This window comes from Pseudomonas petrae, from assembly GCF_021728295.1.
GTDB lineage: Bacteria > Pseudomonadota > Gammaproteobacteria > Pseudomonadales > Pseudomonadaceae > Aquipseudomonas > Aquipseudomonas petrae.
Map to the genome: position 1 here is coordinate 252,129 of NZ_JAKJXE010000002.1, position 23,306 is coordinate 275,434.

The following is a 23,306-nucleotide window of genomic DNA, read 5'->3' on the forward strand; positions in this document are numbered from 1 at the left end:
TCTTGTCAGCTGGCCTCGCGACATGGCTCGCGAAGGTCAAGGTTGATATGTGCTACCGCCCTGATGGTGAAATTGGTAGACACACCGGACTTAAAATCCGTCGTCCGAAAGGATGTGCCGGTTCGACTCCGGCTCGGGGCACCAATCAGAAAAAGGCACTTAAGGGCAACCTCAAGTGCCTTTTCCGTTTCAACACCCCCGCAGAACATCCTCAGCCCCGCAAAACCTTGCGCAAAAACGGCGCCGTCCGGCTCTCCGCCACATCCGCAACCTCCTCCGGTGTCCCGCACGCCACAACATTGCCGCCCTTGTCCCCAGCCCCCGGGCCGATGTCGATCACCCAGTCACTTTGCGCAACCACGCGCATTTCATGCTCCACCACAATCACGCTGTGCCCTGCATCCACCAATGCATTGAGCTGCGTCAGCAGCCGATCCACGTCGGTGGGGTGCAGGCCCGTGGTCGGCTCGTCGAGCACGTACAACGTGGCGCCGCGCTGGCTGCGCTGCAGCTCCGTCGCCAGTTTGATGCGCTGGGCCTCGCCGCCGGAGAGTTCGGTGGCAGGCTGGCCAAGTCGAAGATAACCCAGACCAATGTCACGCAGCACTGTCAGCGAGCGCAGCACGCCGGATTGTTCGGCGAACACGTCCACCGCTTGTTCAACCGTCAGCTGCAACACCTCGGCAATGCTCAACCCGTTCCAGCGAATGGCCAGGGTGTCCGGGTTGTAGCGCGCGCCGTGGCAGGTCGGGCAGGGCGCGTAGACGCTGGGCATGAACAGCAATTCAACGCTGACGAACCCTTCGCCTTCGCACACCGGGCAGCGGCCTTTGGCGACGTTGAACGAGAACTGTCCTGCGTCGTAACCGGCCTTCTGCGCGTCGGGCGTTGCGGCGAACAGTTTGCGCACGTTGTCGAACAGGCCGGTGTAGGTCGCAAGGTTGGAGCGCGGGGTGCGGCCGATGGGTTTCTGGTCGACCTGCACCAGCCGCTTGATCGCGCTCAGTCCGCCGGCGATATGCCCGCCGGTGGGTTGCGGCGCATCGTCTTCCAGACTGGACTCTTCCGCGTCGACCTCCGCGACAGGCCGTCCCAATTGCGCGCCCACCAGCTCCAGCAATGCCTGGCTGACCAGACTGGATTTGCCCGAGCCGGAGATGCCGGTCACCGATGTGAAGCAGCCCAGCGGAAATTCAGCGCTCAGTCCGTTGAGGTTGTTGCGGGTGATGCCTTCCAGGCGCAGCCAATCGGTCGGCTGCCTCCTTGTAGCGCTGAGTTCGGTGTGCTCGGCGAACAGATGCCGGCGCGTTTGCGACGCTTCGATTTCGGCCAGGCCTGCGGGAGGGCCGCTGTACAGCACGTGACCGCCATGCTCGCCGGCGGCAGGGCCGACGTCGATCAGCCAGTCGGCGCGGCGCATGGTTTCCAGATCGTGCTCGACGACGAACAGCGAGTTGCCGGATGCCTTGAGCTGCTGCAACGCCGTGAACAGCGCTTCGCTGTCCGCCGGGTGCAGGCCCGCAGAAGGCTCGTCCAGCACGTAGATCACGCCGAACAGCTGCGAGCCTAATTGCGTCGCCAGGCGCAGGCGCTGAAGTTCACCGGACGACAGTGACGGCGTGCTGCGATCCAGCGCCAGGTAACCGAGCCCCAGATCGGTGAGGGTGCTGACCCGCGCCAACAGATCCTGAGCAATGCGCTGAGCGGCGAGGCGCTTCTCGACGGACAGGTTCGGTGTCGCACGCACATCGGGGGCTGCGTCGTGGGCCGAACCGCCTGCGGTGACCCGCTTGTTTTTCGCTATTGCCCTCTGCTCGCGATCAAGTACAGCGGTTTCGCGATCCTCATCAGCGAAGACGCCCGCTGCCACCGGACGCAAGACTTCGGCCAGCCGCAACAGCGGCATCTGCGACAGCTCGCCGATATCGAGGCCGGCGAAGGTTACCGAGAGGGCTTCGCGCTTCAGGCGTTTACCGGCGCACAGCGGGCACGGGCTGCCGCGCATGAACCGCGAGACGCGCTGCTTCATCAGCGCGCTCTGCGAATGGGCGAAGGTATGCTGCACATAACGTCGGGCACCGGTGAAGGTGCCCTGATAGCTCGGCTCGACCTTCCGCTTGATCGCCAGTCGGGTTTCTTCCGGGGTCAGGCCTGCGTAAACCGGTGCGGTGGGCTGTTCGTCGGTGAACAGAATCCAGTCGCGGTCTCTTTTAGGCAGGTCGCGCCAGGGGGTGTCGACGTCGTAGCCCAGGGTAACGAGGATGTCGCGCTGGTTCTGGCCGCCCCAGGCCAAGGGCCAGGAAGCGATCGCGCGCTGGCGGATGGTCAGCGAATCGTCCGGCACCATCAGCTCTTCCGGGATCTCATAGACCCGACCCAGGCCGTGGCACTCGGGGCAGGCGCCCTGGGGCAGGTTGGGCGAGAAGTCTTCGGCGTAGAGCATTGGCTGTCCCGGCGGATAAGTGCCGGCGCGGGAATAGAGCATGCGGATCAGGCTGGACAGGGTGGTCACGCTGCCGACCGAGGAACGCGTGCTCGGCGTGCCGCGTTGTTGCTGCAGCGCGACGGCTGGCGGCAGACCTTCGATAGAGTCAACGTCGGGCACGCCCACCTGATCGATGAGGCGTCGGGCGTAGGGTGCGACGGATTCGAAATAGCGCCGCTGGGCTTCCGCATAGAGCGTGGAAAAGGCCAGTGAGGACTTGCCCGAGCCCGAGACGCCGGTGAACACCACCAGCGCGTCGCGGGGTATGTCGACGTCCACGTCCTTGAGGTTGTGCTCGCGTGCACCGCGAACCCGGACGAATCCGGGGCGGTTGGCATCTACGGTGAAGGAAGAAGGGCGGGCGTCGTCTGGCAGGTGTGGCGGTGTGGTCATGGGTGAGGCCTTTGAATCCTGAAGTACAAAACGGGTTTACTCCGCGAGGGGCACCTTGGGGGTGTGCCCGGCGTCGTCGTGATCGCCGCCGGTCAGCGGCTCGTCTTCACGCACGTCGTCCGTGCGCTCGCGGTCATCGGCGACGTCAGCGGGGCGTGCGTCCGGGTCATTGAGTTTTTCGCCGGGAATATGAGCGCCGTGGGTGGTCATGCTGTTTCTCCTGTCAGTTCTTCGGATGCTTCACGAATGACCTCGGCGGCCTGCAGGCCCTGGAGGAAACCGGCCAGAGCCACTTCTTCAATACGCAGGCCTTTGCGCTGGCGGATGCGCGGCAGCTTGGCCAGTTCGCCCATCGCGAAGGCTTCCAGCACGGCCGGGTGGATGTAGCATTTGCGGCAGACGGCCGGGGTGTTGCCCAGCAAGCGCGCGACTTCCTTGACCATGGACACGACGTGTTTCTTCGCGTCCGCTTCCGGCTCCCAGTGCAGCTTGCGCAGTGTGGCCAATGCCATGGCGCTGCCGGCCCACGTGCGGTAGTCCTTGGCGGTGAAGTCAGCGCCGGTCAGTGTGTGCAGGTACTGGTTGATGTCCGACGAGCTCACGTGATGGCGCTGGCCGTCGTCATCCAGATACTGGAAGAGGTTCTGGCCGGGCAATTCCATGCAGCGTTTGATGATGTTCGCCAGGCGCCGGTCGGTGACGCTAAGCCGGTGCTCGACGCCGCTCTTGCCGCGAAACTCGAAGTAGATCTTGCTGCCCTTCACGTCGACGTGTTTGTTGCGCAACGTGGTCAGGCCATAAGAGCGGTTGTCCCGGGCATATTGGCTGTTGCCGATACGGATGAGCGTCTGGTCCAGTAGCGACAGCACCGCCGCCATGACCTTCTCGCGGCCCATCCCGGGTTTGGCCAGCTGCGTTTCCAGCTGTTTGCGCACTTTCGGCAGCGCCTGGCCGAAGGCGATCATCCGCGAGTATTTATTCTCGTCGCGAATCTCGCGCCAGCGCGGGTGATAGCGGTACTGCTTTCGCCCGCGGGCGTCGCGGCCGGTAGCCTGCAGATGGCCTTTGCGGTCGGCGCAGATCCACACGTCGGTATACGCCGGCGGGATCACCAGCGCATTGATGCGCTTGATCTCGTCCTCGTCGCGAATGCGTTGGCCGTCGGTGTCGAAATAGGCGAACTTGCCGCGCAGGATCTTGCGGGTAAATCCGGGCTGGCTGTCGTCGACGTAGTGCAGATCTTTGGGCAGGTCTTCGCTGTGGATTGTGTCCGGCATGAAAGGCAGTCCTGAATGCGGGTCTTTCTGCATTGACCGTTGCACTGCGCAGTCGTGCCGAATAAATGCGTGCCTGATGAATGCGATGCGTGATTGATCTGGCCTAGGCCAGCAATGCCACCGACTTGATCTGCGCCCATAGCTGTTGTCCGGCTGCCAATTGCAACTGATCCCTGGAATACCGGGTGATCCGCGCCAGCAGCGGCGAGCCGTCGACATCGAGGCGGACCAGCACGTGGGCGGTGTTGTCGGCAGCGATCTCTTCGATGACGGTCACCGGCAGGCGATTGAGGATGCTGCTTTGAGCGTCGGGTTGCAGGCTGAGGCTCACATCCCGCGCCTGCACCTTCAGGCGCAGCGGCTTGCCGGGGAGCAACGCGGAGTGGGCGACACGGATACTGAGTTCGCTGCGTGGCAGTTGAACGGTAATGAGTTGATAAGCCGCGTCGTAAGTTAGAACGCTTCCCTCTATCACCACGCCCGCGTCGTCGCCCATCGCCAGCGGCAGATCCAGTCGCGCCAGCGTTTCGCCGATGGGGCCGCTGGCCAGCGCTTTGCCGTCACTGAGCAGCACCAGATGGTCGGCCAGTCTGGCCACTTCATCCTGGGCGTGACTCACGTAAATCACCGGTATGTCCAGCTCGTCGTGCAGGCGTTCGAGGTACGGCAGGATTTCGCTTTTGCGTTGCGCGTCCAGCGCCGCCAGGGGTTCGTCCATCAGCAGCAGGCGCGGGCTGGTCAGCAACGCGCGGGCGATGCCGACCCGCTGACGCTCGCCGCCGGACAGTTTGTCGGGCGCGCGGCTGAGCAAATGATCGATGCCCAACAGCGAGGTCGCCTGCTGCAACGTAATGCGCCTGTCGCGCTCGGGGATGCGCTTGAGGCCGAAGCGCAGATTGCCCTCGACGTCGAGGTGCGGAAACAGGCTCGGTTCCTGGAATACGTATCCCAGAGAGCGTTTGTGCGGGGGGAGAAACACGTTGTTGGCGCTGTCCTGCCAGACCTCGCCGTTGACGCTGACCAAACCGCTGGCGGACTTTTCCAGCCCGGCCATGCAGCGCAGGCAGGTGGTCTTGCCCGAACCGGAATGACCGTAGAGCGCAGTGACGCCACGACCGGGCAGGGTCAGGTCGACGTCGAGGGCGAACTCGGCAAACGCCAACTTCAAGCGAACATCGATCGTCGAATTCATGCGCCGCTCCACGTCGAACGGGCCTTGCCGCTGGAGTACAGCGCCAGCAGCACCACAAAGGAAAACACCAGCATCGCCCCGGCCAGCCAATGGGCCTGGGCGTATTCCATGGATTCGACGTGGTTGTAGATTTGCGTGGACACGACCCGGGTTTTCTCCGGGATGTTACCACCGATCATCAGCACCACGCCAAACTCACCCACAGTATGAGCGAAACCCAGAATCGCCCCGGTAATAAAGCCAGGGCGCGCCAGCGGCAGGATGACTGAGAAGAACGTGTCCCAAGGGCCTGCGCGCAACGTGGCCGCCACTTCAAGGGGGCGAGGGCCGATGGCGGCGAAGGCGTTTTGCAAGGGCTGCACCACGAACGGCAGGGAATACAGCACCGAGCCGATCACCAACCCGGTGAAACTGAACGTCAGCGTGCCAAGCCCCAGGTGCTGGGTCAGCTGCCCGATCGCGCCGTTCGGGCCGAGCAATAACAGCAGGTAAAAGCCGATCACCGTGGGCGGCAACACCAGAGGCAAGGCCACCACCGCGCCAACCGGGCCTTTCAGCCATGAGCGTGTGCGCGACAACCACAGCGCGATGGGCGTGCCGACGATCAGCAGAATCACGGTGGTCAGGGACGCCAGTTTCAGCGTCAGCCAGATGGCCGCCAGGTCAGCACTGCCCAGCAGCATTTACAGCTGGTACCCGTAGGACTTGATGATCGCGGCGGCTTTCGGGCCTTTGAGGTATTCCATCAGCGCCTTGGCGGCGGCGTTGTCTTTGCCCTTATTGAGGATCACGGCGTCCTGCTTGATCGACTCATGCAAGTTGGCGGGCACGATCCAGGCCGAGCCGCCAGTCAGCTTGCCGTCCTTGAACACTTGGGAGAGGGCGACGAAACCCAGCTCGGCGTTGCCGGTCTGCACGAACTGATAGGCCTGGGCGATGCTCTGGCCTTCGACGATCTTGCTGTTGGTCGCCTCGGTCAGGCCTAGTTTGTCCAGGGTCTGAGTGGCAGCGAGGCCGTAAGGTGCGGCTTTCGGGTTGGCAATCGAAAGGTGTTCGAACTTGCCGTCCTTGAGCACTTGGCCTTTGTCGTCGACGTAGCCGTCCTTGGCCGACCACAGCGCCAGGGTGCCCAGCGCGTAGGTGAAGCGCGAGCCTTTCACGGTCTCGTTTTCGCTCTCGAGTTTTGCCGGAGTGGTGTCATCGGCGGCGAGGAACACTTCGAACGGCGCGCCATTTTTGATCTGGGTGTAGAACTGGCCCGTCGCGCCGAAAGAAGCGACCAGCGTGTGACCGGTGTCTTTTTCGAAGTCCTTGGCGATGGCCTGGATCGGCGCCGTGAAATTGGCCGCGACGGCCACTTGAACCTCATCGGCGAACGCTGTGCCCGAAGACAGCGCCGCCAAGGCGATGACCAGCGAGGTGAGGGTGAAGCGATTTGAAACTGCGCGCATGGAACGGCTCCGGGGTAGCGAACTGAATGAGGAAGAACGCCAACCGGACGCCGGTCAAACGCTATGCAGCGAAATATATAGCGACTCTTCTCCGCGCGGAAGCCGGATCTTGCCGCGCTCTGTTTTTAAATCGGCGGCTTATATCACCGGCTTAGCGCCCGCCCAGCCGCTCAAGGGCGCCGATGGCCAGCGTTCGCGTGAGTTCTTCCGCCAACAGCGAGTGCTTGATGCCCACTGCCTGACCCGCCCAGAGATTCATGAAGCCGTCGTCTCCGCGGGCTTCGGCCTTGCTGCGCAGCGGCATCAGCGCACCGCCCGCCGTGGGGAAGGCGGGCGCGGCATCGGCCATGGGCCCGATGTCACGCATGATGCGGTTGACGATGCCACGGGCCGGGCGGCCGGTGAAAATATTGGTGACGGCGGTGTGGCTGTCCTGCGCGCGGCTCAATGCCGCCTGATGCAGCGCCGAAGTCTTGGCTTCCGGGGTGAAAAGATAGGCTGTGCCGATCTGAACCGCGGCCGCGCCGAGCATGAACGCAGCGGCAATACCGCGACTGTCGGCAATGCCGCCGGCCGCGATGACCGGAATCGTCACGGCATCGACAATCTGCGGCACCAGCGCCATCGTTCCGACCTGGGTGTGCAACTGATCGCTGAGGAACATCCCACGATGGCCGCCGGCCTCGTAGCCCATGGCGATGATCGCATCGCAACCCCGTGCTTCGAGCCACACGGCTTCTTCAACGGTGGTGGCCGAGGAGAGCACCTTCGCACCCGCGGCCTTTACCCGCTCCAACAAGTCTGCGTCGGGGAGGCCGAAGTGAAAACTGACCACTTCCGGCCGCAGCTCTTCGATCAAGACGCACGCCGCCTCGTCGAACGGCGCGCGGTTGGAGGTGGGCGTGGGTGCATCGAAGTCTGCGCCCAGTTCGTCGTAATAGGGCTTGAGCAGGTTTTTCCAGTCTGCGTCGGTCTGTGGGTCCGGTTCCGGATTCTGATGGCAGAAGAAATTCAGGTTAAGCGGCGCATGGGTGCCCGCGCGTATCCGTGCCATCTCTTCACGGATCTGCGCGCGGGTCAGCATGGCGCAGGGCAGCGAGGGCAGGCCACCGGCTTTGCCGACCGCGACGGCCATCGCCGAGCCGGACGCACCGGCCATGGGCGCTTGGAGGATGGGCAGTTCGATGTCCAGCAGTTTGAGCAGGCGGGTGTCGGGCCAGGCGATCATCGGCAGAGTCTCCATAGCGAAAAGGCAGCTGAAAAGCAGCACATGCAAAGATGCGGTTGATTTAATAGACGCTCGGTCTAATATGCAACCCCATGAACGACATCATTGCAAGGCCCAGACGTCCCGGCCGACCACCCAAAGTGGCACGCCCCGATGACTTCGACACCCGCGAGGCGCTGATCCGCTGCGGGGTCGAGGTGCTGACCGAACAGGGCTTCATGGCCACTGGCATTGACGGCATCCTCAAGCGCGTCGGCGTGCCCAAGGGCTCCTTCTATCACTACTTCGCCAGCAAAGAGGTGTTCGGCCTCGCGGTGCTGGGCAGCTATGCCGGCTACTTCGCCCGGCGCCTGGATCGCTGGCTGCTCGATGAAAAGCTCTCGCCGCTGGAGCGGCTGGCCGGGTTCGTTCAGGAATCGAAGGTCAATATCGCCCGCCACGATTTTCGGCGCGGCTGTCTGGTCGGCAACATGGGCCAGGAAGTGAGCGTACTGCCAGCGGGTTTCCGCGAGGCACTGGAAAAGGTTTTTCTCGATTGGCAGGCGCGCCTGACGGTGTGCTTTCAGGCGGCGATTGCGGCAGGCGAACTGCCGGTGCGCACCGACTGTTCAGAGCTGGCGGCGTATTTCTGGATTGGCTGGGAGGGCGCTGTGCTGCGGGCTCGACTGGTGCAGAACGAGCAGCCGCTCAATACTTTCATCATCGGATTTCTGCGCGGATTGCCGCGCTGATGTTTTCAGGTCTGGTTATAGACGAGCGGTCTAAATAGGAGTGAACGGCATGTTCAAGGGCATCCTGATCAACAAAGACGACAACGGCTACCGCGCTGAGCTGACGGACATCGACGACAGTCAGTTGCCCGACGGCGACGTCACTGTGCGCGTCAGCCACAGCACGCTGAATTACAAGGACGGCCTGGCGATCACTGGCAAAGGCCCGATCGTGCGGCAGTTTCCGATGGTGCCCGGGGTGGATCTGGCCGGCACGGTCGAGGACAGCAACGATCCGGACTTCAAACCTGGCGATCACGTGCTCCTCAACGGCTGGGGTGTCGGCGAAGGGCACTGGGGCGGGCTGGCGCAGAGGGCGCGGTTGCAGGGCAAATGGCTGATCCCGCTGCCGAGCGCCTTTACACCGGCGCAGGCCATGGCCATTGGTACGGCGGGATACACCGCGATGCTGGCGATCATGGCACTGGAAAAAAACGGCGTGACGCCGGACAAGGGCGATGTGCTGGTGACCGGGGCCAACGGCGGTGTCGGCAGCTTCGCCATCGCACTGCTGGCGAAACTCGGCTATCGCGTTGTGGCCTCCACCGGCCGCTTGAGCGAAAGCGAATACCTGACGTCCCTCGGCGCTACGCAAATCATCGACCGCGCTACCCTCGCCGAGCCCGGCCGCCCGCTGGCCAAAGAGCGCTGGGCCGGGGCGATCGATTCGGTGGGCAGTCACACCCTCGCCAACATCTGCGCCAGTACCCGCTATTGGGGCACGGTCGCGGCCTGCGGTCTGGCCCAGGGGATGGACTTTCCGGCATCGGTGGCGCCGTTCATTCTGCGCGGCGTGACGCTGGCCGGCATCGACAGTGTCATGCGCCCGCGCCAGGACCGCCTCGACGCCTGGGCGCGCCTGGCTCGCGATCTGGATGTGTCGCTGCTGCCGTTGATCAACCGCGAGATCGGCCTGAGTGAAGTGATTGAAACCGCGCACCTGCTTATGGATGGTCACGTGCGCGGGAGAATCGTGGTCGACACCCAGCGCTGATCAGCCGCAGGTGAAAGGACGCACGTCGAGCACCCTGACCTGCGTCATGGCGGGGTGCCGAGGATTGAGCAGCAGGTTGCGCGTGTGGGTGATGGTTGCGGAGGGCACGATCAGCCCGAGTTGCTCGCGCCGCTCCAGCCAGGCGCTGCCGAAATCCATGCTGGGCCGGTCCGCCGGCGTGACGTCCCAGCCGGGCGGCAATTGGGTGAGAGCAGGCTGCCAATACAGCGCCGGGTCATCCGGCAACTGCAGGTGAACGATCTGGAAACCCGGCTGCGGCAGGCTCGCGCATTGAATGAGCGTGTCCAGCGCGCAGCCTGACGCGCTCAGCGCCAGGTAGACCGCAGGCTGGTCGGCATGATTCCAGCGCCCGCCGAACTTCGCGGCGCCCATGCCGGACAGATCGTTCGCGGCACTGTCCTTGCTGATCCTCCAGGCCTGCATCAGACAACCCCGCCATGCTGCAAGGCGCTGAGCACCCGGCGTGCCTGGCGCGCGCCGATTTCGGTTTCGCACAGGGCGATGGGCGTCTGGCCGTTGAGTGCGCGGTTGGGGGCGACCATCCAGCGGCGGGCGGTGTTCTGGTCTTCGAAGAGTTCGGCGGCGTGGGTGGCGAGGGCGGCAACCCGGTCAAGGCGTTCGGAGCCGACAATGTCCAGCGGCCGTTGCTGACGCTGGCGGCGTTCCAGGGTGGAGACCGAGGTCGCCAGCAAGGCTTCGAGCTGGCTGTTGCTGAGGCGGAAGGCGTTGCGCAGCACCTTGACCCAACCGGGCGGGAAGCCCGAGCGGATGTAGTCCAGCCGTTCGGTTTCGTTGCGAGCATTGAGCTGGTCGGCGATCAACCAGAATGAGGGGGCGGTGTCGGTTATCGCAGCTTGAAGAGTCGAAGGCACGTCCATGCTCCTTGTGAGATCCGGTGCAGCGACCTTACGCCGCTGTCAGGGTTTCTCAAGCGAGAAGCTGTTACCGGCGTTTGCATGCCTGGCGCTTTTTGCATGCCCGGCTTCATGTGTAGGACCGGCTTTAGCCGGGAAGCTTCTAGCGGGTCTTTGCGACGTTCGCTGCCGGACCGGATGCGTGCTCCGCTGCTCGACCCTCGCGATCAAGAAGCGCGCGCTTGCGCTCCACACCCCAACGATAACCCGACAACGCGCCATCACTGCGCACCACCCGATGACAGGGAATTGCCACGGCAAGGTGGTTCGCCGCGCAGGCCAGGGCGACCGCGCGGCTGGCGGTCGGCGCGCCGATCCGTTGGGCGATTTGCGCGTAGCTCGCGGTCGTGCCCGGCGGGATCTGCGCCAGGGCCTGCCAGACCCGCTGCTGAAAGGCGGTGCCTTGCAAATCCAGCGGCAGGTTCAGGCCCAGCTTCGGCGCCTCGATAAAACCCACCACCTCAGCCATCAGCCGCTCGAAGTGGGCATCGCCGCCGATCAGCGTGGCGCTGTGAAACTGATCCTGCAGGTCTTGCACCAATCGATTGGGGTCATCGCCGAGCAGAATGGCGCACACGCCGCGCGGACTTTGAGCCACCAGAATCGCGCCGAGAAAGCATTCGCCGACGGCAAAACGAATCTCCAGCGACGCGCCGCCCTTGCGGTAGTCCGTGGGGCTCATGCCCAACAGTCCGGCGCTGGCTTCGTAAAAACGGCTGTTGGAATTGAAACCGCCGTCGTACAGGGCGTCGGTGATGCGCCCGCTGTCGGTCAGTTTGCGGCGTACCTTGTCGGCGCGGTGGGCGTTGGCGTAGCCCTTGGGCGTCAGGCCGGTGACGGCTTTGAAGACGCGGTGGAAATGCCAGGGGCTCATGCGGGCGTGGACGGCCAGTTCAGCGAGGGTGGGCAGCCATTCGGCCTCGGCGATCAGTCGGCAGGCTGCTTCGACCACGGCCGCATGCTGCTCAGCCAGACCGGTGCGGTCGCCGGCAGCGCGTTTGCTCGGGCGAAACCCGGCGGCCTCGGCCTCAGCGGCACTGTCAAAGAACACCACGTTTTCCGCGCGTGGCAAGCGTGCGCTGCTGCTGGGGCGGCAGTAGACGCCCGTCGTGCGCACGCCGTAGACGAACTGCCCGTCGGCGCTGGCGTCCCGGGATAACACGGCGCTCCAGCGCGGGTCGAGTTCGACGCTTTCGGAGGACTGATTGCTCGGCTGGCGGCTCATGTTCGGCGGCTCTCTGACTGTTTACTGACCTGTACGTTAACCGCCGCGATGGAAGGCGACACTCCGAGTCTTGCGTTCAAACTCTTGTGCTCAGCGTCTCGCATTCAAATCAGGCCAGCATCGGCGGCAAGGTGCCGAGCAACGACACCGCCGCCAGTGCGCCAGCGCCAAACAGGCATTCCAGAGACACGCTCAGCCTCAGGCGTGCCAAAGGCAGATCAGCGCCATGGGCCAGTTGCCGGTTCAGCGCCGCCAGCACCAACATGCCCCCAACCATTGATACTTTGACGGCGAGCACCAGGCCGAACCCGGCAAAGGCAGGCTCAGGCCAGAACCCGCCGCTGAGTGCACGAACATTGATCAGGCCCGTGGCGATGATGAGCGCCACCAGCCCGTAGCCGATGCCGCTGAAACGCCGCAATACCGCTACGAGGTCGACGCCATGATCAGCCCTCATTAGCAGGGCCAGCATCAACAACCCGCCGAGCCAGGTACCGACGCCGAGCAGGTGCAGCATCTGGTTGAGGATCAGCAGCTGGCCTTTCAGCCCATCGAACATTGCGCCGTGACCGACCGGCGCCAGCGTCAGCAGCAACAGCGCGTTGAGGGTCAGCAGCGCGCGTGGCCTCACCCGGCGATTGAGGATGACAACCAGCGCGTTCAGCAGCAGATGAACGACCCACACGTGACCGAACCAGGTACCGCTCAGCACCAGCCTGACGGTAGACGCATCGATCGCGCTGCTCCAGTCGCTGCTCAGGTAAGCAGCCGTCAGCATCAGCCACGCCAGCGCGCTCGCCAGGGCGCTCGCCAGGGCGATGGCGGCGAGCCAGCCGAGCACTCGACTCAGGCGAGGTCCCGCCGGGCTGGCCTCAAAAGGCAGCAGGTGCCGGGCAAACAACAGGCTGCGGAACGCGCCGACCCCGAACAGCAACAGCACTGCGCCGAAGTGGATGAAGCGGCACAGGATCAGTCCTTCATGCATGGGTTTATGGCGTCACCTGAAAGCGGTAGGTGCCTTCGCTCTTGTGGGTGTCCACCGACACGGCGTGCCATTCCACTTTGTATGTGCCCGGCACCATCGGCATGGCCGGGGTTACGATCAGGACTTTCTGGTCATTGGGGTCGGTTTGGACGTTGCGGGTCTGGATGATTTCAGTCGGCGTATCGGGCGCGTCCAGGCTGATCACCACCTTGGTGAACGTGTCTTCGACGCCTTCGGAGAAGGTCAGGCGCAGCTCTTTGGGCGCGCTCACTTCGCTGTCGGCAGCGGGCTGCTGGCTTTCCAGATGGGCGTGGGCAAAGGCAGCAGTGGAGGTCAGACAGGCCAGCAGGGACAGGCAGGAGAGGGCGTGCTTGAAACGGTGGGCAGACATCGGCGGGACCTTTGCTTGGGCGGCAGTTGCAGCGAATGGATGACGGAATCGACGACGGTCGACTCGGGATGATCGGATCGCTACTAGACCAGAAAGTGCAGAAGGACTCCAGCGATTAAGCCGGGCGCGCCGTCAGGATCGAGACGTCGTTGGAGGGGGAAACAAGGCGGCGGGGTGATGCAGTGATGATGCAGTGAAAGGCTGCGCCGCCTGTGCGACGCAGCCCTGCGCGGTTAGACCTTGAAGAAGCTCACGCGGTCGGTGAGCACGTCGGCCAGGGTCGACAGCTCGCGACTGGAGCGGGCGACCTGATTGGAGCCGACGGCGGTCTCCAGTGCCGAATCGTGGATGCGATTGATGTTGACGCTGACGTCATCGGCCACCGCCCGTTGTTGCGCGGCGGCGCTGGCGATCTGCGCATTCATGTCGTTGAGCGCGCCGACTTCGTGGCGGATTTTCACCAGCGCGGTTTGCGCTTCGTGGGTCTGCTCGACCGTCCGTTGGGCCATTTCGCGGCTTTCGCGCATCAGGTCGGCGGTCTTCACCGCTCCGGTTTGCAACTGAGCGACCATGTCGCGGATTTCCTGGGTCGACTCCTGAGTGCGGTTGGCCAGGGAGCGAACCTCGTCGGCGACCACGGCGAAACCGCGGCCCGCCTCACCGGCGCGGGCGGCCTCGATGGCGGCGTTGAGCGCCAGCAGGTTGGTGCGTTCGGCGATGGAGTTGATCACCGCCACCACGTTTTCGATGGCGCGGCTGTCGCTGGACACCTGGCCCACCGAATCAGCGGCGCTTTCCAGCTTGCGCGCCAACTGGTCCATCGCCTGGGCGGTGCTTTCGACCATGCGCTTGCCGTTCTCGACTTCATGATCGGCCGTCTGGGTCGCATTTGCCGCTTGATCGGCGTAGCCCGCAACTTCTTTTACGGTGCTGGCCATCTGGTTGATCGCCGTGGCCATCTGCTGGGTTTCGCTGGCTTGCAGACGCATCTGCTCGCTGTTGCTGTCGGAACTGGACAGCAGTTGTGCGGAAGAGTGGGTCAACGCCGCCGCGGCCGAACGCACCTCGGTGATGGTCGCCGACAAGTGCAGATTGGTCGCCTTGAGCGCCCCCATCACGCTGTCGGGATAGGTCGTCTCGATCTTGTCGGTCAGCTCGCCGGCCGCCAGACGACGGATAGATGCCGCCACCTGGTGGGGTTCGGCGCCGAGGGTCGACTTGAGGCCGCGGATGATCAGCAGCGACGCAATGATCCCCAACACCACGGCGATGCCGGTGGACAACAGCATCAGCGAGGCGAACTGCGCGGCCGTCACCCGTACCGAACTGATGTGCCCGCCAATGGACGCTTCTTCCAGGTCGATCAGTGCGTTGATGCGCGCGAGCCAGTCTTTGTAGGCGCCGGACACTTGCTCCATCAGCAGCGTCTGGGCCTGGTCGATTTCACCTTGCTGGCGTAGCTTCAGCAGTGTTTCGGTGGCGCTCAGCGCAGTGCGTTCCGCTGCTTTGATGTTGGCCAGCAGCTCTTGCTCACGGGGCGACGCGCCCTTGGTTTGATAGATGCGGTCCATGGGCGCGGCGGACGCCTGATAAAGGCCGTCAAGACGCTCGATGTCACGCAGGTGTGTGGCCAACCCGGCATCGTTGCGCACCAGCACGGCATCGCGCAGGGCAATCGCCCGGTCATGCACGCTGCCGCGGAAATTGATCGCGTAACGCTGTTTGACGGTGGCGTCCTCACTGACGTCGGTCAGGGCGGACTCTATCAACCCGACCCGGTTAACGCCGACCAGTGTGACGAGGATCATCAGCGCGAGGACAAGCCCGAAGCCCAATCCCAGGCGCTTGGCAATTGAAAGATCTTTGAACATAAAGTGCACCTGAATTGAAGGCGTCCGTGATATTAGAACGCTATTACCTGGTGCGCTTTATATCGGAGTTTCCATGGCGTCGCTTAAGTATTTTCACTATTAATGCAATAGGGACCGTTGGTGCTTTCAAAGAGAACTTTTCAGCCGTAGTGCGTTCTTGAGAAGTTCCGCAAGTGGTGGATAAATGACGGGCATAAAAAAAGCCACCGCACTGACGTGAGGTGGCTAAAAGTCTTACCAAAGGAATGATGAAGCGGAGCATGATTCGATTGCCTGATGCTGCGGAGTCATCCGGCAATTGATTCGTGTTCTTCATCGCCGACGACGGTAACACCGGCCGAAAGTTTTCGACTATTACGAAGATTGATAGTGACTATCAAAACTCGTTGGGAAACCCGTTGGTCGGATAGTGCTACAAGATTATCGCCCTTCAACTGGGTGGTATGCCGCCAGTAGAACGTGTATCAACAATAATCAATGTGCTCCTTTGGCTGGAACGGCCGTCCAGTCACTGGCATGTGTGTTTTGTTTCCATCTGCCGCAACGCCCGCTCCAGCGCTGAATCGTCGTGTGAACTTGAGACAGTGCCCCACATGCAGAGGGGCGCACGCGCTGGGCCTTAATCGAGACAGGGGATAACAATGACTTTCGTGAAATGGAATCTGATGACGCTGGCGGTTTCGCTGGGTGTCAGTCAATTGGCAACGGCAGCGGTTGTCAGTGATCAATCGGAGGCCAAGGGCTTCGTCGACGACAGCAGTCTGACTGTTCACCTGAAGAACTATTATTTCAACCGGGACAACAAGAACGGCAAGGACGACAGCAAGGACTGGACCCAGGGCGTGCTGGGTAATTTCAGTTCCGGCTTCACCCAGGGCACTGTGGGTTTTGGCGTTGATGCCTACGGTTATTGGGGCCTGAAGCTGGATGGCGGCGGCGGGACCACCGGCACCGGCAACCTGCCGGTGGACAGCCATGGCAATCCGCAGGATGAATACGGCACGGCCGGCGGGGCGCTGAAGATGCGCATCTCGAAAACCGAATTACGCTACGGCAATCTGCAACCCCAGGCGCCGGTGTTTGCAGCGGGCGGCTCGCGGCTGTTTCCGCAAACCGCAACTGGCTTTAACGTGCTGAGCAGCGACATCGCCAATCTGGAACTCGACGGCGGCCACTTCACCGGCAGCAACGGCCCGGTCACGACCAACAATGATCACGGCATCTGGGCGGCGTATGCCAACGTCGAAGCCAGCAGCATTGATTACGCCGGCGGTAAATACGCGCTGTCCGATAATCTTTCGGTGAGCCTGTATGGCTCGGACCTCAAGGACGTCTGGCATCAGTACTACGCCAATGCCAACTACACACTGCCGATCTCTGATCAGCAGTCATTGAACTTCGACTTCAATATCTACCGCACCAACGACAGCGGCGCCGCCAAGGCGGGTGATATCAGCAACACGACCTGGTCGCTGGCGGCTGCTTATTCATTCCTGACCGCCCATACGTTGACCCTGGCGTATCAGAAAGTGCATGGCGACACGCCGTTCGATTATGTGGCCTTTGGTAATAACGGCGCGGGCGACACCGGCGATTCGATACTGCTGGCCAACTCGGTTCAGTACTCCGACTTCAACGGCCCGGGCGAAAAGTCCTGGCAGGCGCGCTATGACCTGAACATGGCGAGTTACGGCGCGCCGGGGCTGAGTTTCATGGTTCGTTATATCCACGGTGACGATATTGATGGATCCCATATTCCGTCGAACAGCACTTACACCGGTTATGGCGATGACGGCGACCATCATGAGACCAACCTGGAAGCGAAGTATGTCGTGCAGTCCGGCCCGGCCAAGGACTTGTCCCTGCGCATGCGTCAGGCCTGGCACACCGCCAACGGCGATCAGCCTGATGGTGACGTGAAGGAGTTTCGTTTGATTGCTGACTACCCGATCAATATCTTCTGATCGCGTCCCGCATAGTCGCAGAGACTCCGCAGTAAAAAAGCCAGGCTGTCCGAGAGGAGGCCTGGCTTTTTATTGCGTGATTGCTGCCCCTGATGTGTCAACAGGACGGGCCTCTTCCCGGCTGAAGCCGGTCCCACAGGTGCACGCCTTGCGTACCCGCTGACTGCACGCGATGCCGTTAGTGGGACCGGCTTCAGCCGGGAAGGGGCCGGCACGGGCAGCACATCTCACCGCGCGAGTCAGTCAGGCCGGTGATCACCGCGAATCGAAAAATTCGCCATGTGCTCCAGGCCTTTGATCAAGCCCGAGTGATCCCAGCCGCTGCCGCCCAGTGACGCGCAGGTGCTGAACACTTGCTGTGCATTGGCGGTATTGGGCAGGTTCAGCCCCAACTCCCGTGCGCCTTCAAGGGCCAGGTTCAGATCCTTCTGATGCAGCGCGATCCTGAAGCCCGGGTTGAACGTCCCTTTGATCATCCGCTCGCCATGCACTTCGAGAATCTTCGACGAGGCAAAGCCACCCATCAATGCTTCGCGTACCTTGGCGGGATCAGCGCCGTTTTTCGAGGCAAACAGCAAGGCTTCGGCCACCGCCTGAATGTTCAGCGCGACGATGATCTGGTTGGCGACCTTGGCGGTCTGGCCGTCACCGTTGCCGCCGACCAGGGTGATGTTCTTGCCCATGGTCTGGAACAGGGGCAGGGCGCGTTCGAATGTCGCCTGCTCGCCGCCGACCATGATGCTCAGCGTCGCCGCCTTGGCGCCGACTTCGCCGCCCGACACTGGCGCGTCGAGGTACTGCGCGCCGGTGGCGTTGATTTTCTCGGCGAACGCTTTGGTTGCCGAAGGAGAGATCGAGCTCATGTCGATGACCACTTTGCCGGAACCGGTGCCTTCGCTCAGACCGTTTTCGCCGAACAGCACGTCGTTGACCTGCGGGGTGTCGGGCAGCATGACGATGACGAATTCCGCCTCTTGCGCCACTTCCCGCGGGTTGGCCAGCACCGTGGCGCCGCCGTCCACCAATGACGCGGGCGGGGCAATGAAATGCCGGGAAAGAATCAATTGATGACCTGCTTTCTGCAGGTTTTCTGCCATGGGCAGGCCCATGATGCCGGTGCCGATAAAACCGATGTTAGCCATGAGATGTAACCTCTTTGTGATGTCTTGTGCGGTCTCCTGTAGGCGCGTGGCTTGACCCGCGATCGACCGGGAACCGGTCGTACATCAACCCGCGATGTACGTCTGGCACACCGCGCTATCAGATTTCACTGCTGCTGCGCAGCAGATCGCGGGACAAGCCACGCTCCTACAGGGTTTGCATTCCGGGCAATGCCAGGTTGGGTTTCGGATCAGGTATCGGGTATCAAACCAAGTTGTGGGCCTTCATCCACCCAAGCCCCGCCTCGGTCGTGGTCAGCGGCTTGTACTCGCAGCCGATCCAGCCGCGATAACCCAACCGGTCCAGGTGCTTGAACAAAAAGCCGTAGTTGATTTCGCCGGTGCCCGGTTCATGACGCCCCGGGTTGTCCGCCAGTTGCACGTGACGGATCGCCGGCAGGTGGTTTTCGAGGGTGCGGGCCAGGTCGCCTTCCATGATTTGCATGTGGTAGATGTCGTATTGCAGGGACAGGTTGCGGCTGCCGACTTTCTCGCGAATCGCCAGCGCCTGGGCGGTGGTGTTCAGGTAGAACCCCGGAATGTCCAGGGTGTTGATCATTTCCATGACCAGATCGATGCCCTGGGCTTGCAGGCGGTCGGCGGCGTATTTGAGGTTGTCGACGAAGGTCTTTTCGATCAGCCCGTCGTCGAACCCCTCGGGCTTGATCCCCGCCAGGCAGTTGATCTGTGTGTTGCCCAGGACCTTGGCATAGGCAATGGCCAGGTCGACGCCGGCATAGAACTCCTCAACCCGATCAGGGTGACAGGCGATGCCGCGCTCACCCTTGGCCCAGTCGCCTGCCGGCAAGTTGAACAGCACTTGAGTCAGCCGGTTGCGGTCCAGCTCGGCCTTGATCTGCGCAGAGCTGAAGTCATACGGAAACAGGTATTCGACACCGCTGAAACCGGCGTTGGCGGCGGCTTCGAAGCGCTGCAAAAACTCAAGTTCAGTGAACAGCATCGACAGGTTGGCGCATAAACGTGGCATGACGTACTCCTTGTTCGTGTTCGGGATGACCGGCGCGATCAGTCCAGCAGGCTGATGGCGGTGGGGGCGTCGGCGCGGCTCTCGGCCAGGGACTCGAATTCGTTGATGGCGTTGATCTCGGTGCCCATCGCAATGTTGGTGACGCGCTCGAGGATGATTTCCACCACCACCGGCACGCGGTACTGCTGCATCAGGCGGGTGGCTTCGGCGAAGGCTGCCTGCAGGTGCGCCGGGTCAAGCACGCGGATCGCCTTGCAGCCAAGACCTTCGGCAACCGCAACGTGATCGACGCCATAGCCTTCCAGCTCAGGCGCGTTGATGTTGTCGAACGCCAGCTGCACGCAGTAATCGATGTCGAAGTTGCGCTGGGCCTGACGGATAAGCCCGAGGTACGAGTTGTTCACCACCACGTGGATGTACGGCAGCTTGAACTGCGCACCGACGGCCAGTTCTTCGATCATGAACTGAAAGTCGTAATCCCCGGACAGCGCAACGACATGGCGGCTCGGGTCAGCCTTCACCACGCCCAGCGCCGCCGGAATGGTCCAGCCTAACGGCCCGGCCTGTCCGCAGTTGATCCAGTGACGGGGCTTGTAGACGTGGAGGAATTGCGCGCCGGCGATCTGCGACAGGCCGATGGTGCTGATGTAGCAGGTGTCCTTGCCGAAATACTGATTCATCTCCTCGTACACCCGCTGCGGCTTGACCGGGATGTTGTCGTAATGGGTCTTGCGCTGCAGCGTGCGCTTGCGTTCCTGGCAGCTGGCAAGCCATTCGCTACGGTTCTTCAGCTTGCCGGCGGTGTGCCACTCGCGCGCCACTTCGATGAACATCGCCAGCGCTGCGCCGGCGTCGGAAACGATGCCCAGATCCGGCGTCAGCACGCGGCCGATCTGCGTTGGCTCGATGTCGACGTGGATGAACGTGCGCCCTTCGCTGTACACCGACACGGTGCCGGTGTGGCGGTTGGCCCAGCGGTTGCCGATGCCGAGCACCAGGTCGGACTCCAGCATCGTCGCGTTGCCGTAGCGGTGAGAGGTCTGCAGCCCCACCATGCCGGCCATTTGCGGGTGATCATCGGGGATCGTGCCCCAGCCCATCAGCGTCGGGATCACCGGAATACCGGTCAGCTCGGCGAACTCCACCAGCGCGTCCGACGCATCGGCATTGATGATGCCGCCACCGGCCACGATCAGCGGACGCTCCGAAGCGTTAAGCATCGCCAGGGCTTTTTCGATCTGCTTGCGGCTGGCCTGGGGTTTGACCACCGGCAGCGGTTCGTAGGCGTCGATGTCGAATTCGATCTCGGCCATCTGCACGTCGAACGGCAGGTCTATCAACACGGGGCCGGGCCGGCCGCTGCGCATCAACTGAAAGGCCTTCTGGAACACATACGGCACCTGGCCGGGTTCCATGACCGTGGTCGCCCATTTGGCGACCGGCGCGGCGATGCTGGCGATATCGACGGCCTGGAAGTCTTCCTTGTGCATCCGTGCACGCGGCGCCTGGCCGGTGATGCACAGAATCGGAATCGAGTCGGCGGAGGCTGAGTAGAGACCGGTGATCATGTCGGTGCCCGCAGGTCCCGACGTGCCGATGCACACACCGATGTTGCCGGCGATGGCGCGGGTATAACCCTCGGCCATGTGCGAGGCGCCTTCGACGTGGCGCGCCAGCACGTGGTCAATGCCGCCGAGTTTCTTGAATGCGGCGTACAGCGGGTTGATCGCGGCGCCCGGAATACCGAAGGCGGTGTCGACGCCTTCGCGACGCATCACCAGAACGGCGGCTTCGATGGCTCTCATGACGGTCATTTGTTAGTCTCCTGAACTCGATAGTTTTTGTACGTAAACAGCCTGATTTGAATCCGATGTTTTGTGAATGGCTGTTTTTATCGGTTCTATCGGTATCTGGAGTATCGAATGGATCGCTATACAGAATTGCGCAGCTACGTTCTGGTTGCCACACGTGGCAGTTTTGCCGCCGCTGCGCTGGTGGAAGGCGTGACGCCGGTGATCATGGGCCGGCGATTGAGCGCGCTGGAGGATCGGCTGGGCGTAAAGCTGATTCATCGCTCAACGCGAGGCCTGACCCTGACCGATGCCGGCGAGTCGTATCTGGAGAACGCCAAGCTGGTGTTGCAGTCGTTCGAGGAACTGGACGCCAGCATCAGCGAGAACGAAAGCAGCGTGCGCGGGCATCTGGTGGTTTCGGCGCCGGCGGGGTTTGGCCGTCAGCACGTGGCGCCCCATGCGCCAGAATTTCAGGCGCGGTTCCCGGATTTGCAGCTGTCATTCAACCTCACTGACAACGTGGTGGACCTGGTGCGTGAGGGCTATGACATGAGCATCCGCATCGGCGAAGTGCTGGACCCGAACTACGTCGCCATCAAGCTGTACGCCAACAAACGCGTGGTCTGTGGCTCTCCGGCCTATTTCGCCGAGCACGGATTTCCCCAGGTGCTTGAGGACCTGGCGCGGCACAATTGCCTGTCGTTCAACCTGCAGGGCGGGCAGCATCGCGGCTGGACGTTTCAGCGCGAGGGCAAGCCGGTGGCGATCAAGGTCGTGGGCAATCTGTATTGCAACGATGGCGAACTGTTGTATGACTGGGCCAAGCGCGGCCTGGGCCTGAGCTGGCGCTCGACGTGGGAGATTCAGAACGAAGTGGAAAGCGGCGCGCTGGTCACCGTGCTGGACGAATTCGCCTTGCCCAGCTACGACATCCAGGGCGTGTACCCGCAACAGCATTACCTGCCGGCGAAAGTGCGGTTCTTCATCGCGTTTTTGAAAGAGGTGTACAACCGGCCGGGGTATTGGCGGCAGGGGTAAGCCGTAATCCCCGCAGCAGATAATTCAAACGCTTCCCAGCTAAAGCCGGTCCTACAGGTCGTGCGCGGTCGGTAGGACCGGCTTCAGCCGGGAACAGGCCAGAAAGCGCACGATGCTTTTAGTGGGACCGGCTTTAGCCGGGAAGGGGCCGTAACTGGCGCTAAAGATAAGTTGGATGCACCGACGTCTTCCCGGCTAAAGCCGGTCCCACAACTCCGCGCACGCCGCAGCGAGGTGCAGCAACGCAAATTCCCAGTGGGACCGGCTTTAGCCGGGAAGGGGCCGTAACTGGCGCTGAAGATAGGTTGGATGCACCGACGTCTTCCCGGCTGAAGCCGGTCCCACCAATGGCGAGCGAGGCGGTTAAATCAACTCCACCGACACCACCGGCAGCCCACGAATCTCGCCAACCGCCAGGCCCGGCCCGCTGGTCTTGTACATGCCCGTATAGGAACCGGTGGTAATCACCATCTCCGGCGTCACGATCAACCCATTCTGCGTGTGGTGATTGACCAGCCACGGCAGCAAACGCCGAGGGTCACCCGCCGGATTCGCCCCATCCCCCGGCACGATATCCTCGTCGCCATAGGTAAAGCTCAGCGCAGGCTCGACGAACGGAAAGCTGGCGTCGTAATCAATAAACTCACCAATAATCAGCGCCCCATGATTGAGCAGGTCGCCCAAGGCCAACAGCGGCTCTATCTTCGGCCAGGCGGCGAACCGGCTCGACACCACTTCAATGGTCGCGCCCATCGTCTTGATACTGCTCAGCACTTCTTCATCCGAATACGCCTCATCGCGAGGGGTGAACTCGCGGCCGAGACGAAAGGCAATTTCCAGCTCCAGAATCGGCGAGGGGTAGTCGACGCACTCCACCTGACTGCCGCTGGCGAAAATACCGTCGTCCGGCAGCAGCGCGCCATTGATCGGCCCGGTCGGAGACTTGGCGCCGACCTTCCAGCCGCCGACAGACGTCTCGCGCAGACGCAGAATCTCGCGCTGCAGCGCATAGGCACTGGCTGCATCGGCGGGGACGTATTCAGGACGGATTTCGGTGATTTTCTGACCGGCGCCCATGGCGGCAACGATCAATTCGGCAGTGTTCGCTGGGTGAGACGATGGATTCACGCGGGTCTTCCTTCAGGCGATTGATGGAAAGCGCCCCG

The 23,306-nt window shown here is 62.5% G+C and carries 20 protein-coding genes, 1 tRNA gene and 2 pseudogenes; 5 read left to right on the forward strand and 18 right to left on the reverse strand.

Annotated elements, in window-relative coordinates:
* The first annotated feature begins 57 nt into the window (after nt 1-57).
* Nucleotides 58-144, forward strand: a tRNA-Leu gene (locus tag L4G42_RS04690).
* Nucleotides 145-211: 67 nt separating this feature from the next.
* Here the strand turns inward: L4G42_RS04690 and L4G42_RS04695 are convergent.
* The 7 genes from L4G42_RS04695 to L4G42_RS04725 all read right to left on the reverse strand — a co-directional run bounded on the left by L4G42_RS04695 (nt 212) and on the right by L4G42_RS04725 (nt 8,026).
* Nucleotides 212-2,878: an excinuclease ABC subunit UvrA gene (locus L4G42_RS04695; protein ID WP_237254473.1), complete on the reverse strand. Its 2,667-nt coding sequence runs from the start codon at nt 2,876-2,878 to the stop codon at nt 212-214.
* 36 nt (nt 2,879-2,914) lie between these two features.
* Complete coding sequence (locus L4G42_RS04700; RefSeq protein ID WP_237254474.1) at nt 2,915-3,088, reverse strand: hypothetical protein; 174 nt, start codon at nt 3,086-3,088, stop codon at nt 2,915-2,917.
* Complete coding sequence (locus tag L4G42_RS04705; protein ID WP_237254475.1) at nt 3,085-4,155, reverse strand: DNA topoisomerase IB; 1,071 nt, start codon at nt 4,153-4,155, stop codon at nt 3,085-3,087. Before L4G42_RS04705 ends, L4G42_RS04700 begins: the two co-directional genes overlap by 4 nt.
* 103 nt (nt 4,156-4,258) lie before the next feature.
* Nucleotides 4,259-5,347, reverse strand: coding sequence for a molybdenum ABC transporter ATP-binding protein (modC, locus tag L4G42_RS04710; protein ID WP_237254476.1), 1,089 nt, complete (start codon nt 5,345-5,347; stop codon nt 4,259-4,261).
* Nucleotides 5,344-6,030 (reverse strand): molybdate ABC transporter permease subunit, encoded by a 687-nt coding sequence (modB, locus tag L4G42_RS04715; RefSeq protein WP_237254477.1) that lies wholly within the window; start codon nt 6,028-6,030, stop codon nt 5,344-5,346. Before modB ends, modC begins: the two co-directional genes overlap by 4 nt.
* Nucleotides 6,031-6,798, reverse strand: coding sequence for a molybdate ABC transporter substrate-binding protein (gene modA / locus L4G42_RS04720; RefSeq protein WP_237254478.1), 768 nt, complete (start codon nt 6,796-6,798; stop codon nt 6,031-6,033).
* Between the two features lie 151 nt (nt 6,799-6,949).
* Nucleotides 6,950-8,026, reverse strand: a complete 1,077-nt coding sequence (locus tag L4G42_RS04725; RefSeq protein WP_237254479.1) for an NAD(P)H-dependent flavin oxidoreductase — start codon at nt 8,024-8,026, stop codon at nt 6,950-6,952.
* A 92-nt stretch (nt 8,027-8,118) separates the two neighbouring features.
* On the opposite strand from L4G42_RS04725, the gene acuR reads away from it, so the two are divergent.
* Both acuR and acuI read left to right on the forward strand, forming a co-directional pair.
* A complete protein-coding gene (gene acuR, locus L4G42_RS04730) occupies nt 8,119-8,757 on the forward strand; it encodes an acrylate utilization transcriptional regulator AcuR (RefSeq protein WP_237254480.1) in 639 nt (212 codons plus the stop codon).
* 49 nt (nt 8,758-8,806) lie between these two features.
* Nucleotides 8,807-9,790 (forward strand): acrylyl-CoA reductase (NADPH), encoded by a 984-nt coding sequence (gene acuI, locus L4G42_RS04735; protein ID WP_237254481.1) that lies wholly within the window; start codon nt 8,807-8,809, stop codon nt 9,788-9,790.
* Here acuI and L4G42_RS04740 read toward each other — a convergent pair whose 3' ends face one another.
* From L4G42_RS04740 to L4G42_RS26230, 7 genes and pseudogenes are all read right to left on the reverse strand, one after another.
* Entirely contained in the window at nt 9,791-10,234 is a 444-nt protein-coding gene (locus L4G42_RS04740) for an RES family NAD+ phosphorylase (RefSeq protein WP_237254482.1), read from the reverse strand.
* Complete coding sequence (parS, locus tag L4G42_RS04745) at nt 10,234-10,683, reverse strand: type II RES/Xre toxin-antitoxin system antitoxin (RefSeq protein WP_237254483.1); 450 nt, start codon at nt 10,681-10,683, stop codon at nt 10,234-10,236. Before parS ends, L4G42_RS04740 begins: the two co-directional genes overlap by 1 nt.
* A 145-nt stretch (nt 10,684-10,828) precedes the next feature.
* A complete protein-coding gene (gene ada, locus L4G42_RS04750; protein ID WP_237260588.1) occupies nt 10,829-11,950 on the reverse strand; it encodes a bifunctional DNA-binding transcriptional regulator/O6-methylguanine-DNA methyltransferase Ada in 1,122 nt (373 codons plus the stop codon).
* A gap of 109 nt (nt 11,951-12,059) precedes the next feature.
* Nucleotides 12,060-12,935, reverse strand: coding sequence for a copper homeostasis membrane protein CopD (gene copD, locus L4G42_RS04755; protein WP_237260590.1), 876 nt, complete (start codon nt 12,933-12,935; stop codon nt 12,060-12,062).
* A 4-nt stretch (nt 12,936-12,939) separates the two neighbouring features.
* Nucleotides 12,940-13,326, reverse strand: coding sequence for a copper homeostasis periplasmic binding protein CopC (copC, locus tag L4G42_RS04760; RefSeq protein ID WP_237254486.1), 387 nt, complete (start codon nt 13,324-13,326; stop codon nt 12,940-12,942).
* A gap of 233 nt (nt 13,327-13,559) precedes the next feature.
* Nucleotides 13,560-14,078 (reverse strand): annotated as a pseudogene (locus tag L4G42_RS26225) (methyl-accepting chemotaxis protein); the annotation flags it as partial.
* Between the two features lie 609 nt (nt 14,079-14,687).
* A pseudogene (locus tag L4G42_RS26230) lies at nt 14,688-15,197 on the reverse strand (MCP four helix bundle domain-containing protein); the annotation flags it as partial.
* 641 nt (nt 15,198-15,838) lie between these two features.
* Here L4G42_RS26230 and L4G42_RS04770 point away from each other — a divergent pair.
* Nucleotides 15,839-17,161 (forward strand): OprD family porin, encoded by a 1,323-nt coding sequence (locus tag L4G42_RS04770; RefSeq protein ID WP_237254488.1) that lies wholly within the window; start codon nt 15,839-15,841, stop codon nt 17,159-17,161.
* A 239-nt stretch (nt 17,162-17,400) separates the two neighbouring features.
* On the opposite strand, the gene L4G42_RS04775 is transcribed toward L4G42_RS04770, so the two are convergent.
* The 3 genes from L4G42_RS04775 to gcl form a co-directional block, all read right to left on the reverse strand.
* Nucleotides 17,401-18,303 (reverse strand): 2-hydroxy-3-oxopropionate reductase, encoded by a 903-nt coding sequence (locus L4G42_RS04775; protein ID WP_237254489.1) that lies wholly within the window; start codon nt 18,301-18,303, stop codon nt 17,401-17,403.
* 223 nt (nt 18,304-18,526) lie between these two features.
* Complete coding sequence (gene hyi / locus L4G42_RS04780) at nt 18,527-19,309, reverse strand: hydroxypyruvate isomerase (RefSeq protein WP_237254490.1); 783 nt, start codon at nt 19,307-19,309, stop codon at nt 18,527-18,529.
* 38 nt (nt 19,310-19,347) lie between these two features.
* The gene (gcl, locus tag L4G42_RS04785) at nt 19,348-21,123 is read right to left on the reverse strand and encodes a glyoxylate carboligase (RefSeq protein WP_237254491.1); all 1,776 of its coding nucleotides are present in this window, start codon (nt 21,121-21,123) and stop codon (nt 19,348-19,350) included.
* 108 nt (nt 21,124-21,231) lie between these two features.
* Between gcl and L4G42_RS04790 the strand changes: the two genes are divergently transcribed.
* Nucleotides 21,232-22,140 (forward strand): LysR family transcriptional regulator, encoded by a 909-nt coding sequence (locus L4G42_RS04790; protein WP_237254492.1) that lies wholly within the window; start codon nt 21,232-21,234, stop codon nt 22,138-22,140.
* Between the two features lie 363 nt (nt 22,141-22,503).
* On the opposite strand, the gene L4G42_RS04795 is transcribed toward L4G42_RS04790, so the two are convergent.
* Entirely contained in the window at nt 22,504-23,268 is a 765-nt protein-coding gene (locus tag L4G42_RS04795; RefSeq protein ID WP_237259528.1) for a 2-keto-4-pentenoate hydratase, read from the reverse strand.
* Between the last annotated feature and the right edge of the window lie 38 nt (nt 23,269-23,306).